The 13,470-nt window shown below is 66.9% G+C and carries 12 protein-coding genes; 2 read left to right on the top strand and 10 right to left on the bottom strand.

Annotated features, from left to right (window positions below):
- Window positions 1–142: 142 nt before the first annotated feature.
- A complete protein-coding gene (locus tag ACIQ67_RS12465; protein ID WP_397534691.1) occupies window positions 143–1,084 on the top strand; it encodes a MerR family transcriptional regulator in 942 nt (313 codons plus the stop codon).
- A gap of 77 nt (window positions 1,085–1,161) precedes the next feature.
- Entirely contained in the window at window positions 1,162–2,025 is an 864-nt protein-coding gene (locus tag ACIQ67_RS12460; RefSeq protein WP_397534690.1) for a ferritin-like domain-containing protein, read from the top strand.
- A gap of 64 nt (window positions 2,026–2,089) precedes the next feature.
- Here ACIQ67_RS12460 and ACIQ67_RS12455 read toward each other — a convergent pair whose 3' ends face one another.
- The 10 genes from ACIQ67_RS12455 to glnE form a co-directional block, all read right to left on the bottom strand.
- Window positions 2,090–2,980, bottom strand: coding sequence for a hypothetical protein (locus tag ACIQ67_RS12455; protein ID WP_397534689.1), 891 nt, complete (start codon window positions 2,978–2,980; stop codon window positions 2,090–2,092).
- Window positions 2,981–3,014: 34 nt separating this feature from the next.
- Window positions 3,015–3,896 carry an ABC transporter ATP-binding protein gene (locus tag ACIQ67_RS12450; RefSeq protein WP_397534688.1) on the bottom strand — a complete coding sequence of 294 codons (882 nt, stop codon included), beginning with the start codon at window positions 3,894–3,896 and terminating at the stop codon, window positions 3,015–3,017.
- Window positions 3,893–4,243, bottom strand: coding sequence for a GntR family transcriptional regulator (locus tag ACIQ67_RS12445; RefSeq protein ID WP_397534687.1), 351 nt, complete (start codon window positions 4,241–4,243; stop codon window positions 3,893–3,895). Before ACIQ67_RS12445 ends, ACIQ67_RS12450 begins: the two co-directional genes overlap by 4 nt.
- A 150-nt stretch (window positions 4,244–4,393) precedes the next feature.
- A complete protein-coding gene (locus ACIQ67_RS12440) occupies window positions 4,394–5,047 on the bottom strand; it encodes a PEP-CTERM sorting domain-containing protein (RefSeq protein WP_397534686.1) in 654 nt (217 codons plus the stop codon).
- Between the two features lie 18 nt (window positions 5,048–5,065).
- On the bottom strand, window positions 5,066–7,303 hold the full coding sequence (locus ACIQ67_RS12435) for an ExeM/NucH family extracellular endonuclease (protein ID WP_397534685.1): 2,238 nt from the start codon (window positions 7,301–7,303) through the stop codon (window positions 5,066–5,068).
- An 86-nt stretch (window positions 7,304–7,389) separates the two neighbouring features.
- On the bottom strand, window positions 7,390–8,202 hold the full coding sequence (locus tag ACIQ67_RS12430) for a PEP-CTERM sorting domain-containing protein (RefSeq protein WP_397534684.1): 813 nt from the start codon (window positions 8,200–8,202) through the stop codon (window positions 7,390–7,392).
- 248 nt (window positions 8,203–8,450) lie between these two features.
- Window positions 8,451–9,101, bottom strand: a complete 651-nt coding sequence (locus ACIQ67_RS12425; protein WP_397534683.1) for a glutathione S-transferase family protein — start codon at window positions 9,099–9,101, stop codon at window positions 8,451–8,453.
- Window positions 9,102–9,189: 88 nt separating this feature from the next.
- On the bottom strand, window positions 9,190–10,098 hold the full coding sequence (locus ACIQ67_RS12420) for a DMT family transporter (protein ID WP_397534682.1): 909 nt from the start codon (window positions 10,096–10,098) through the stop codon (window positions 9,190–9,192).
- A 7-nt stretch (window positions 10,099–10,105) separates the two neighbouring features.
- Window positions 10,106–10,699, bottom strand: coding sequence for a rhombosortase (gene rrtA, locus ACIQ67_RS12415; RefSeq protein WP_397534681.1), 594 nt, complete (start codon window positions 10,697–10,699; stop codon window positions 10,106–10,108).
- Window positions 10,678–13,449, bottom strand: a complete 2,772-nt coding sequence (gene glnE / locus ACIQ67_RS12410) for a bifunctional [glutamate--ammonia ligase]-adenylyl-L-tyrosine phosphorylase/[glutamate--ammonia-ligase] adenylyltransferase (RefSeq protein WP_397534680.1) — start codon at window positions 13,447–13,449, stop codon at window positions 10,678–10,680. The genes rrtA and glnE overlap by 22 nt, the downstream gene beginning before the upstream one ends.
- Window positions 13,450–13,470: the final 21 nt, after the last annotated feature.

Here is a 13,470-nt window from a genome sequence, read left to right as displayed (position 1 = left end):
AAAACGGGGTGTTGCAGCTATATTAAGCCAGAATTTTGGTTTTGTCTCACGTTTGTCTAGGACAAAATAATGTGCACGCTTGTACCTGAATGCGCTTCACCGAGGCCGGCGCGGCTGTCCTCCTGGCAGGTTCGCCATGCCCATGACTGAGCTGGAACCCTTGGTGGCCGTCTGGCCAGGGATTGCTGCGGTCGAGCGCGAAACCGGCATCAGCAAGGACAGCTTGCGAATCTGGGAGCGCCGCTACGCCTTTCCCCAGCCCGCGCGCGATGCCGCCGGGGAGCGCGTCTATCCGCCTGAGCAGGTGCGCAAGCTGCGCCTGATCAGGCGTTTGCTTGACCGTGGGTACCGGCCCGGTCGCCTGGTGCCGGCCAGCCTGGACAGCCTTCAAGCCCTGCTCGCCGAGGCTCAGCCCGCGATGAGCGCGTTTGCCGGCTCGCCCGCTCGCGATGACTTTGCCCCTTTCATCGAGGCCCTGCGATCGCATCAGTTCGAGGAACTGCGCCGCCTGCTGGTTCAGACCCTCCTGCGAATGGGGCTCGGGCCGGGTATCGAGCAACTGATCGCGCCATTGACGGGCGAGGTCGGCGAAATGTGGATGCGAGGCGAGCTGCAAATCTTCGAGGAACACATCTTCAGCGAGTCAGTGCAGGCCGCGCTGCGCCAGGCGATGCAGGCGGTGCCGCGTCCGGCACAGGAGCAAACGCCGCGGGTGCTGTTGAGCACCTTGCCTGGCGAGCAGCATGGCTTGGGTTTGACGATGGCCGAGGCGATGTTCGTGCTGGAGGGAAGCCAATGTCTGTCTCTCGGCGTGCAGACGCCGGTGGGCGATCTGGTGCTGGCGGCTGCCGCGCACCGGGCGGATGTAGTGGCCCTGAGTTGCAGTGCCTTTGTCGCGCCATCAGCCGTGGCCGCCGGCTTGACCGAACTGCGCCAGGCGCTCCCGGCCGGCGTCGAGATCTGGGTGGGCGGCAGCAGCCCGGCTTTGCAGCGCCGCAGCGCGCATCCGAGCCTGCGGCATGTGGTTCGCCTCGGCCAGATTGCCGAGGAACTGGCGCGTTGGCGAGCCTCCCATCCGGGCTGAAGTGCCTTTGCAGGGCTGCGTCACCGCTTGTCACATACGCGCCCTAAAATTGACACAGATCCAAACTGGGACGGACCATGCTTTACCCCGAACTTTTCAAGCAGCTCGAAGCCGTGCGCTGGAACATGGACACCGACATCCCATGGGATAGCTTCGATGCCAGCATGCTCACCGATGATCAGGCACGCACCATCAAGATGAACGCCATCACCGAGTGGTCGGCGTTGCCGGCCACGGAGATGTTCCTGCGCGACAACCGTGACGACAGCGACTTCTCGGCCTTCATGAGCGTGTGGTTCTTCGAAGAGCAGAAGCACTCGCTGGTGCTGATGGAGTACCTGCGCCGCTTCCGTCCCGACATGGTGCCGACCGAGGCCGAGCTGCATGAGGTGCGCTTCGACTTCGACCCGGCCCCGGCGCTGGAGACGCTGATGTTGCACTTCTGCGGCGAGATCCGTCTCAACCACTGGTACCGCCGGGCTGCCGAATGGCACACCGAGCCGGTGATCAAGGCCATCTACGAAACCCTGGCGCGGGACGAAGCGCGCCATGGCGGCGCCTACCTGCGCTACATGAAGCGCGCCATGAGCAAGTTCGGTGACGAGGCCAAGGCGGCCTTCGCCAAGGTGGGCGTGCTGATGGCCAGTGCGCGCCGCACGGCACAGGCCCTGCACCCGACCAATCTGCATGTGAATGCCAAACTGTTCCCGCGCGACACCATCCAGAGCCGCTTGCCCGATCCGGAATGGCTGGAGCGCTGGCTCGACAAGCAGATCCAGTTCGATGCCGTGTGGGAGACCAAGGTGGTCGAGCGCATCCTGCACAACATGAGCCTGCTGATGGAGCGCAGTTTCGCCAGCGTGCAGGAGCTCAACCGCTTCCGCAAGGAGATGGCAGCGCGCGTTGCCGCGGCTGCAGGCCAAGCCCAGCCGGCCACCTGAAACCAGCGTTAGCAAGCAACAAAGCCCGCCGATTTGGCGGGCTTTGCTTTTGCGGCGGCGCGTTTCAGCTCCCTTGGCGACGCTTGAGCACCAACAGACCGAAGCAAGCCGCAGCCAGCAACAGCCCGCCGATGAAGTGGGCGCTGAACAGCTGACCCAGCGTGGCCTGGATGTCATGCCAGGCCCATTGGCCCACCAGCGTCACGAACTCGCCGCTCAGCTCGGGCCGTGCATGCTCCAAGGGGCGCAGGCCACCTGGATCGCCCAGCATGGCACTGCCGGCGCCCTGGAACTGACGTTCCAGCAGATCGAAGACGATGGCGTTGTCGTAGACCTCCTTCAGCACGCCGCCCAGGATCAGCACGCCGCCGATCAGCACGGGCACGCCCCAGCGCTTGAGCCAGGCGGAGGCCGCCATCAGGGCCATGAACAGCGGGGCGAGCCACAGCGTCATCAACAGCACACCGACGGCGCCGCGAGCCAGCACCACCAGTGCCGCCAGCATCAGACTGCTCCAGCTCGGCTCGGCGAGGCTGGCAAAGCCATGGACTTTGATGATCATCGCCACCGCACTCAGCAAGCCCAGCGCAGCGCCAACCGCCAGGGCCAGCAGCGGGATCAGCAAGGCATGCATCAGCACGGTTGCACCGATGCTCTCGCTGTGGCTGGCGGGCAGCGACAGCCAAAACTCGATCGAGCGGTCCTGCCGGTCGCGGCGCGCCAGGCCAGGCAGCTGGAACATTGCGCCGGCAAAACTCAGCATGAAGACCACGGCGGCAGTGGCCATCAATGCGATCGCGGCCAGCGGCATCGGCGGAACATGCAGGTCCAACTCCACCTCGCCGAAGGGCAGGATGAGCAGGAACACGCCGACCGGGATGAGCATCAGCGTCAGCCAGCCGCGGTGGTGCTGCATCCACTCGCGCTGCATCAGGATCAGGAAACGTGAGGACATGGGGTGTGCTCCTTCTGCGTTGAACGAGCCGGCCTCAGGCCTGGCGCTGGATTTCGGGCTTGCGCGTCAGCGCCATGAAAAGGTCGACCAAGCTGGGGCGCATGCGCTGGCCCAGGCCGGCCACGGCCGGCGGCACGTCGCCGTCGAAGAGGGCCACAGGTCGGCCCTGCTGGCGGTAGCGCAGCAGCGGGTGGGCGGCGGCCACCGCCTCGCTGGCGGCCGGGTCATGCGAGAGCGCGACGAAGCGGGAGTCCATCTCGGCCAGGCTGATGTTGAGCACCAGCTTGCCGTCGTCGAGCATCAGCACATCGGACAGCAGGGTTTCGATCTCCTCGACCTGGTGGGTGGAGATCAGCACGCTGCGCTCGCCGTCGCACCACTCGTCGATCAGCATCTCGTAGAAGCTTTTGCGCGACATCACGTCCAGCCCCAGCGTGGGCTCGTCCAGGATCATCAGGCGGCTGTCGATCGCAGCCACCAGGGCCAGATGCAGCTGGGTGACCATGCCCTTGGACAGGCTCTTGACCTTGTCCTTCGGCGTCACGCTGGTGCGCTTGAGCAGGGCGCGGGCGCGCTCGGCCGAGAAGCGTGGTTGCAGGCCGCTCATCAGCGTGATCAGCTCCTCGGCCCGCGCCCAGCGCGGCAGCACGGCTACATCGGGGATGTAGGACAGCGAGGCCAGCAACTGCTCGCGCTGTCCGACCGGATCCAGCCCCATCACGCTGAGCTGGCCCTGGCCGGGCAGCAGGCCGACCAGAGCCTTCATCAGCGAGGTCTTGCCGGCGCCGTTGTGACCGAGCAGGCCGACGACACGCCCCTTGGGAATGCTGAAGCTGATGTTGTCGACAGCGACTTTGCGCCCATAGCGCAGGCTGAAATCGCGGGCTTCAATCAGGTGTTGTGCGGTCGCAGTCATTGCGCCTCCCAGTTCAAATCATTGGCGGTGAGTCCGAGGCGCTGCAGCCGGGCGCGCAAGGCCGGCCAGTCGCGCTGCAGGAATTGGTCACGCTCGCTCTGCAGCAGACGGTTGCGGGCGCCGGGCCGGACCAGCATGCCGACGCCGCGGTGGCTTTCGACCAGGCCCTTGTCGACCAGGGCCTGCAGGGCGCGGCTGACCGTCAGCGGGTTGATCAGGTAGCTGCTGGCGAGGGTGCGGACAGAAGGCATGAGATCGCCTTCGGGCGGGGAGCCGTCGAGCAACTGGGCCGCGAGGCGGTCAGCCAGTTGCTGATAGATCGGGGTCTGGTCATTCCAGCTGTGCATGGCGCGAGTCCGGCTGTGTTGCTGATGTAGCACACCATAACAAGCCGACCCGCCTGCCCCCAGCGGCGGGCGACAGACTGCACAGGACGAAGGACGAACTGCAGGGCCGGCTGATGTGCCGGCCCTGCTGCGGGCTGCTGCCCCCGGGATTCAGTCGGCGCGGCGGCGGCGCGCCATGAAGCCGACGGCGGCCAGACCGGCCAGCATCATTGCGATCGAGGTCGGCTCAGGCACGGCGCTGATCTGGATGTCGCTGACGTTCAACTGCGACACGCCATCGTAGGAGACGGTGTCGACCACGCCCAGTGCGAGGCTGACGTCGCCACTGCTGCCGAAGGTGTAGCTGAAACTCTGGCTGGCCGAGCCTGGCTGTGTGCTGGTGGCCAGCGTGAACAGCTGGCCGTTGATGACCGCAAAAGCGTGGTCCTGGAAGGTGGCTTCCGCGCTGCTGAAGGACCAGCTAAAGCTCAGCGTCTGGCCGGCGATCACACTGAAGCTCTGCTGCACCAGCGAGCCCTCGCTGGCGTAGTCGCTGGCGCTCAGGTTCAGCGTGAGGGGCGTCAGGCCGGCACCCGTTTCCAGGGCGTCGATGGGCACCGCTGACCTGCCGGACAGATTGCCGGCTTCATCATTGACGCCGTCGATGTAGGCGCTCGTCATCGAAAGCTTGCCGTTCTGTGCGACGACGTCACCGAAGCTGTTCCAGCCGTTCAGCGCGCTGCTGCCAGCCAGCGCCTGTGCCGACGCGGCAGACAGCGTCAGTGCTGCGGCCACCAGGCTGGACATCATGAATGTCTTGCTCATGTTCTTTCCTTGTTGCGTTCAGCGTGCCAGCAGGTCGCGAGCGGCATCGAGGCTGCTCGGGCTGACACCGCTAAGGGTCAGCAGCGGGCGGAACACTGCTGCTGAGCCGGGGCCGTCGCTGTCGATCTGCACGCTGGTGCCGCCGCTGACTGCGACGAAGCGGACCCAGCCATCGGCAACCGGGTCGCTGCCGCTGTAGCCCAGGCCTGCCAACAGGGTGCGCAGATCGATGCGGTCAGTGCCTGGCGTGAAATCGGTGATGGTGTCGCCGCCATCACGTATCGATGTGTAGGCGAACAGGTCCGCACCCGCGCCGCCGGTCAGAATGTCGGCACCGACACCGCCAACGATCATGTCGTCGCCGGCCGTCCCCAGCAGCGTGTCACGTCCGCCTGTGCCATTGATGCGCTTGTACAGGTTCAGCCCGATCAGCACCGGATCGTGGTCGGACGAGCGGTAGGGGTTGGCTTCATAGGGGTCGGCAGCACAGGTGGCGCAGGCCGGCTGCTTGAACTCCAGGTTGTAGTCCTGGGCCAGCGACTCGTCGGCGTTGATGTGCCAGTCCTGCGCGTTGGCCACCTTGGGCGACAGGCTGGCGCTGGTGATCGCATGGTCCAGGCGGCCGGCGGCGCCGTCGAAGACGTAGGAATAGCCGAAGCTGTTGAAGCGGCCGATCTGGTCGACGAAGCCATTGCTGGTCAGCTCGTAGATCGGGTCTTCCTGCGCATAGGCGTTCAAGTCGCCGACCAGCAGCACATCATTGCTGCCTGAGCTGGATTGCAGCTGGGCCACGAAAGTGCGCAGCTGACGGGCCTGTTCAACCCGCTTGGCGTTCCAGCAGCCCTGGCCGTCGCCGCTGTCCACGTCGCCAGCGCCGGAGCTCGGGCAGCTGCCTTTGGACTTCAGATGGTTGACCACCATCGTGAAGCGCTCACCGTTGGCGGGTGCGAATGTCTGCGCCAGCGTCGGCCGGCTGTTGATGGCAGCGGTGTCGCTGAGCGACGCGCCGACACGGCTCAGGCGCGCCGGCTTGTAGATCAGCGCCACCTTGATCGCGTCGCTGCCCGTGCCGTTGGCCGGATCGGGCACCACGGCATAGCTGCCGGCGCCCAACTGCGCGTTGAGCGCGTCCACCAGGTTCTGCGCGGCGACGGCGTTGTTCTGGATCTCCATCAGGCCCACGACATCCGCATTCATCGCGGCCAGGGCCCGCACGATCTTGTCGCGCTGTCGCTGGAATTCGGCCAGATTGCTGGCGCCGCGGCAGCTGGACGCGGCGCTGCTGCCGGTGACGCAGGTCTGTCCGGTCTGGCCGCTGGCGGTGTTGCCGTTGGTGAAGGTGGTGAAGTAGTTCAGCACATTCATGCTGCCGACGCGGACATTGCCACCCACGCTGGGCGGCGTGGCCGGGCGCGGATTCGTCGCGGCGAAGGCCGGCGCTGCGGTGGGATGGATGCGGTACATCGCTGCGCCAGCCGTGCTGGCGGTGGCCAGGCCGAAATCGATGACACCGGTCACGGCAGCTAGCGTGTCGCCGGCACGCGGCAGGCCGTTGCCGCTGTAGTACGGCAAGGGGTTGGCGTTCTGTGCCGAGTTGCCATCGTCCAGCATGACGCTCGAGCGGGCTTGCAGATCGGCCAGCGCAAGCGCCTGGCTGCTGCCGGGGCGGTGGCGGTTGGTCGGCACTTCATGGCGGCCGCCGGCGCCTAGCGTCAGCTGGCCGTAGCGGGCCTGGAAGTAGTTCTGCTGCACGGTCAGCGGGCCGACCAGGCGGACCAGCATGCCCTCGTAGCGCTCCAGCGTCTCGCCAGCAGCGAGTGGCAGCGTTACATCCAGCGGCGCCACGCTATAGCCAGTGGCGCCCAGCACGGTCACTGCGCTGACGCTGGTGATCTGCGTCAGCGGGCGCGACGAGGTCGCGCTGTTCGATGCCGAGCCGGTGTTGAACTCGGCCACAGTGCCCGCCACGCGCACCAGGCTGCCGACCGCTGGCAGATTGGTCGAGGTGAAGACGAAGATGCCGTCGGAGGTGGCCGGGTTGCCATCGCCGGTCAGGTCCTGGATGTAGAAGCCGTTGTTGTTGACCTTGGTGACCACGCCGGTGGTCGTGACGGCCTGACCAACAAAGCTGCTGGTCGCGCCACTGCCCTGGATCGTGTAGATCGGCGTGTCGGCGGCGGCGGCGAAGGTGGCCGCGGTGGCCAGCGCGAGCGCCAGGCTGCTGCGGCGAAGGAAGACAGTGCTGTTGTGGTGCATGCTGAGTCTCGGGTGCAGGTGGGGCTCAGCCGGCGCAGCCGCCCCGCAGGGGGCGCGGCATGGCGCAGGCTGCGGGCAGATGGCGCTCAGGCCTGGCGCGCGAAGCTGCCGCGGCGACGCGCCAGCATGCCGACCACGCCCAGGCCGGCCAGTAGCAGCGCGTAGCTGCTGGGCTCCGGCACGGCGCTGGTGAAGCTCAGCGAGACGTTGTCGATGGCCATGCTGTGGTCATTGCCCACATCGTTGGTCTCGACCCAGCGCAGCCACAAGGTCTGTCCCGGCTCCCATGTCAGGTCAGACACCGTGCCGCCGACATTGCTGACCAGACCGGCGTTGTTGCCGTCAACGACAGCAGCGCTCGCGCCGGTGATGGGTGAGCTCCAGGCAAAGCTGCTGCTGGCGCTGGTCCAGGCGGAGACGGCGGCGAAGCTATCGCCGAAGCCGTATTGCACCGTCATCGTCTGCGCCCCGGTGTTGCCTCCGTTGCGCCACTGCTCGCCGCTGTAGCTGAGGGAAAAACTGCTCAGCATGGTCGCGCCGGTATTGGTGAACGCGGCGGCGATGTAGCCGGCCACTGCGCCCGAGGGCGCCGCCGCAAAGTAGGCGTTGCCCGAGCCCACGCCGCCCAGCGCGCGGTCACCGTCCAGGCCGAAACTGTAGAAGGAGCCGGTGTTGGTGTTGTCGGCACGGTAGGTCGTCAATGCCGTGCCCGCCACGTTGAAGAGGCTCCAGCCGGGCAGGGTGCTGTTGTTGAGCCAAACGTTTGCAGTTCCGCTTGAAGCCAAGGAGTCAAACGTTTGCGAGTAAGTCAAAGATGAACTGCTGCCGATCGAGATCGACGCGTGGGCAGTCAATGCGGTGGCGCTGAGTACGGCCAAGGCAAGAAAGCGGTTTTTCATGGGGCTCCTCACGGCGGTTGGGTTGGACTGGCCGAATGTTGCACTGCAGCGATTTTTGGAGAACCTGGGGAAAACGCCTAGGACTGACGCAATTCGGGGCAATGCCGCGACCGCCCCCCTGAAGCGGGGGGCGGGTTTGCCATCGGTTTGTGACGAGATGACATTTTGCGCAAACTACATGACATTTGCTGTCTGTTTGCGCGCTGTTGCCGACGCTTGCGATTTGGGGCTAGCAGTGCTCAGCGCCTTCAGGTTCGCGCCATGCGCTCCTGGTCTGCCTTGCGGTCGGCGGTGACCTTCTGGGCGGCCGGGCGGTCACCGATCAGCTTCGTATAGCCCTTCCAGTCCACGCCGTGTGCCGTCAGCAGGTCCTCGCCCAGCACGGCCTTGGTCGCCATGGCCACCAGGTGCAGGCTGACCCAGGCGGCGCAGTCGGCCATCGTGAAGCTGTCGCCGGCGATGTAGGGCGAGAACTTGGCCAGGCGCTTGAAGGCCGGAATGGTCTTGTTCAGCTGCTTGCGCACGCGCTCCTTGTCGGCATCGCTGCAAGTGCCACCGAAGAAGGCCTGGCCATAGAGATCGCGGGCCACCAGCTCGAGGTGCAGTTCGATGAAGGTGATCAGCTCACGCACCTTGGCTGCGGCGAAGGCATCGGCCGGCACCAGTGCCGGCTGCGGGTAGGCTGATTCCAGGTACTCCATGATGGCCTGGCTCTCGCACAGCGCGCCCTTGTCGGTGCGGATGAAGGGAATCTTGCCCAGCGGCGTGCAGGACAGCACCGCCTCTTCCTTGGACTTGGTCATCACCAGTTCTTCCTGGAAGGGGATGCCTTTCTCGAGCAGCGCCAGCTTGACCTTGTTGTAGTAGTTGCTGAGCGAGAAGCCGCAGAGGGTGATCATGAATGTCTCCAGAAGTTCTTGGGTCGGATGAATCGAGGCAAATCAGTCTAAGGCTCAGCACTGCTGCCGGCCTGCCGCCAAGGGAACATCAGCGGCGGTTCACCAAGGCGATGCCCAGCGCCAGTGCCGCCAGCGCGATGATCAGTCGTTGCGTGACCGGTTCTCCGAGCAGGGCCGCGCCGGCCAGCAGACCGAACAGCGGTGTCGCCAGCGTGAAGCTGGACAGGCGCGTGGCCGGGTAGTGGCGCACAAGCCAGAACCACATCAGATAGCTGGCGAAGCTGACGATCACCGTCTGGAACAGCATCAGTCCGCTCAGCTGCATGGACCAGCGCAGTGGCAGCTGTTCGTTCGTCAGCAGGGCGGCCAGCACCAGGCCCAGGCCCGAGACGCCCAGTTGGTAGAGCAGGGTCTTCTCGGCGCTGGCCTGAGACAGCCGGGTGGCGCGGATGGCCAGCGTCGTGCCGCCCCACAGCAGTGCCGCCAGCAGGCCCAGGGCATCGCCCAGCCACTGGCGCGGCGATCCGGTGCTGCTGCCGAAGCCTTCGGCAAAGGCCCAGCTGACGGCGCCGAAGGCCAGCAGCAGGCCGGCCGCCTGGCGCATGCTTAAGCGCTCGGTCTTCGAGATGAAAGGCATGCCCAGCGCCACGACGAACGGGCTTAGGTAGATGAACACCACCATGCGAGAGGCGCTGGTGAACTGCAGGCCGGCAAAGATGCAGGCGAACTCCAGGCCGAACAGCGCGCCGGCCAGCAGGCCGCCGGGCAGCGTGCCATCACGCTCGAACAGGCGGATGCCGCGCGCGCGCGCCCACAGCGCCACCAGCGCGGCGGCGCCTAGCGAGCGCAAGCCGGCCTGCCACAGCGGGCCGATCTCGGCGAGTGCGGCCTTCACCGCCACCTGGTTCAGGCCCCACAGCACGCAGCACAGCAACACGGTGCTGATGGCAAAGGTGTCGAGCTGCGAATGGCGTTGCTGGTGGGAGGGTAGGCTCATGCGCCCATCATGCCCTCAGCGATGGGCGCGTCCACGGCCAGGCCCGCAGCAGCAGCGCGCACAGCGCACCGGCCAGCGTGCCGCCGAGATGGGCGGCGGGCGCAATCGCGATGTCCCAGCCGGGCATCTGGCGCAGCGGCGGCCCCATCGGCGCCTCCAGGGTCAGCTTGAGCAGCAGGCCGGTGCTGATCAGCACGCCGATGAGGCGTTCCCGCCCCTGCCGGGCCAGCAGTTCGATGGCCGCAATCGCCACGCCGGCATGCAGCACGCCGGACAGGCCGCCATAGTGCCGCAGGCTGGGCCAGGCCAGCAGGGCCAGCTGCGTCAGCGGCCAGGCCAGCAGCCAGGCCAGCACCGCACGACGACCGAGGCCAGCCCGCTGTCCAAGCAGCGCCAGCACCACGCAGCCCGCCAGGTTGGCGCCCAGATGCAGCGGGCTCCAGTGCACCCAGGCGGCGCTGAAGGCGCGCCAGGGTTGCGCCGCGAACAAGGCTGGCTGCCAGTCCAGCAACTCGCGCGGCAGCGGCCAGACGAGCAAGGCCGCCAGCCCCTGCAGCAGGGCTGCAGCCGCCCAGGCGTTCAGGGGAAGACCGCGCGCCACAGGGCCAGCACGGCATCGCGCTGGGCGCTCAGGCCCAGGGCGGCAAGCTCGCTCTCATCCAGCGCGGTGGCCTGCTCGTCGAGCCGGGCCTTGTGCTGGACGCGGCGCAATTCGCGGTAGGCATCGCCTGCCGCGCGGCCGCAACCGTCCGGCAACAGGCCGGCGGCCTCGGCGCGCTGCAGGAGGGCGATCGTGCCGGCGTTGTCCAGCAGTTCCGGGTGCTGGCGCGAGTGCAAGAGGATCAGGTACTGCAGCGCGAACTCGGCATCCATCATGCCGCCGGCGCTGTGTTTCAGATCGAACTTGCCGGCGCGCACCGGCCGGGCGGCGCGCACCTTCTCGCGCATCGCCTGCACCTCCTGGCGCAGCGCTGCGGCATCGCGTTCGGCGGTCAGTACAGCGCGGCGCACGCCTTCGAAACGCTCGGCCAACGCCGGATCACCGGCGCAGAAGCGCGCCCGCGTGATGGCCTGGTGTTCCCAGGTCCAGGCGGTGTTGCTGCCGCGGCCGCTCTGGTAGTTCTCGAAGGAATCCAGCGAGGTCACCAGCAGGCCCGAGTTGCCATTGGGCCGCAGCGCGGTGTCGATATCGAACAGTTCGCCAGCGGCGGTGCGCAGCGTCAGCCAGGTGATCAGCTTGCGCACGAAGGCGCCGTAGATCTCGGAGGCGCTGATGTTCTCGTTCGGGTCCTGGTCGTCGAACAGGAACACCACGTCCAGGTCGCCGCCGTAGCCCAGCTCCTTGCCGCCCAGCTTGCCGTAGGCGATCACCGCGAAGCGCGGTGCGGGCCGGTGCGCCTGCTTGAGGCGCGCCCAGGCCCAGTCGATGGCGCATTGCAGTGTCGCGTCGGCCAGTGCCGATAGCTCATCGGCCACCTGCTCCACCGTGATATGGCCCTCGACATCGCGCACCAGCGTGCGGAACACCTCGGCATGGTGGGCGCGGCGCAGCGTGTCAAGCAGCGACTCTTCATCGGCTTCGCCGGAGCGGTCCCAGGCCGCATGGCGGGCCTGCAGGTCGGCGTAATAGGCGGCGCCGTCGAAGCGCTCGGCCAGCAGGCGCGCATCGGCCAGCTCGTCGATCACGCCCGGATGCTGCATCAGATAGCGCATCGGCCAGCGCGCCAGGCCCAGCAGACGCAGCAGGCGCGTCTGCACCGAGGGGCGCTCGACCAGCAGGGCCAGATAGTTCTCGCGCCGCAGCAGGGGCTCGACCCAGTCGACGAAGCGCAGCGCCGCGTCCATGCTGCACTGCTCTTCCTTGACTGCCTGCGCGGCGCGGCCCACCAGCTTGGCCAGGCGCAGGCGTGACTCCTCGCGCAAGGACTGCACGCGGGCCTGCTGAGCCCAGCGCCGCACCGCCGTCCCCAGCTCGATCGGCAGCTTGTCCAGGAACTCCTCGGCGTCGACCGTCAAGGGTGGTGCGCCGCAGTTGCGGCAACCATTGCCGCTGGTGGCCGGGGCCTGGCCATCGTGCAGCAGGGCGTCGAATTCAGTGGCCACCAGCTCGCGCACCTCGCACAGGCGCTCCAGCAACTCGCAGGCCTCGGGCTTGCAGGTCAGGCCCATGCTGCGGGCGATCCAGGCCAGATCCTCGTCGCCGGTCGGCAGGCAATGGGTTTGCTGGTCGTCCAGATACTGGATGCGATGCTCGATGCGGCGCAGCAGGTCATAGCCTTCGCGCAGCTTGGCGGCGGTCTCGGGCTTCATCAGCCCGCGCGTGGCCAGGCGCGACAGCGCCTTCACCGTCGAGCGGGTGCGGATCTCCGGGAAGTGGCCGCCGCGCACCACCTGCAGCAACTGCACGATGAACTCGATCTCGCGGATGCCGCCGCGCGAGAGCTTGACATCATTGGCCCGCTCCGGCCGGCCGGCGGCGCGCTTGCTGGCCTCGTCCCGGATCTTTCGATGCAGCTGGCGCAGGCCTTCGAACACGCCGTAATCGAGGTAGCGGCGGTAGACGAAGGGCGTTACCAGCGAACGCAGGCCCAGCGCGCTCTTCAGGCTGGCCTCGTCCAGCGGCGCAACGACGCGGCTCTTCAGCCAGGCAAAGCGCTCCCACTCGCGGCCTTGCACCAGGAAATACTCTTCCAGCATCGCCAGGCTCACCGCAGGCGGGCCGGAGTTGCCGTTCGGGCGCAAGGCCAAGTCCACACGGAACACCTGGCCGTCCTCGGTCACATCGCCGATCAGCGCATACAGGCGGCGTGCCACCAGCCCGAAGTATTCATGCGCGGTGATCTGCTGCGGGCCGTCAGTCAGGCCGTCGTCGTCGTAGACATAGATCAGGTCGATGTCGGACGAGACATTGAGCTCGCGCCCGCCCAGCTTGCCCATGCCGACGACCCAGAATGCGATCACCTCGCCCTGCGCGTTGCGGGGCGCGCCATTGATCGCATCCTGTGCCTGACGGGCCTCAGCCAGGGCCAGGCACAGCGTGGTTTCGGCCAGTGTGGTCATCACCTCGGTGATGTCCTTCATCGCGGCGCCGCATTCCACGTCCAGCACGGCGAGGCGCTCCAGCACGAGCTGGCGAGTGACACGCAAGGCGGCACCCAGCGGGCGCCCACGGGCCTGGATCACCTGGATCGTCGCGGCAATCGCGGCCCGATCAGGCAGGCCCGGCGGCAGCAAGGACAGCTCCTCGTCATAGCGACGCCGGATGCGCTGCACGAAGCGGCTGTGGGCGGCCTGCGCACCGGGCAGGCCTGGCACTGTTTCGTTCTGCAAAGAAGGGTCTGTAACGCTCATGGAGTCAGGAGGGCTGTGCTA

It is taken from the genome of Roseateles sp. (genome assembly GCF_044373315.1).
GTDB lineage: Bacteria > Pseudomonadota > Gammaproteobacteria > Burkholderiales > Burkholderiaceae_C > JACDQM01.
This window is presented reverse-complemented; position numbering and strand designations above follow the sequence as displayed.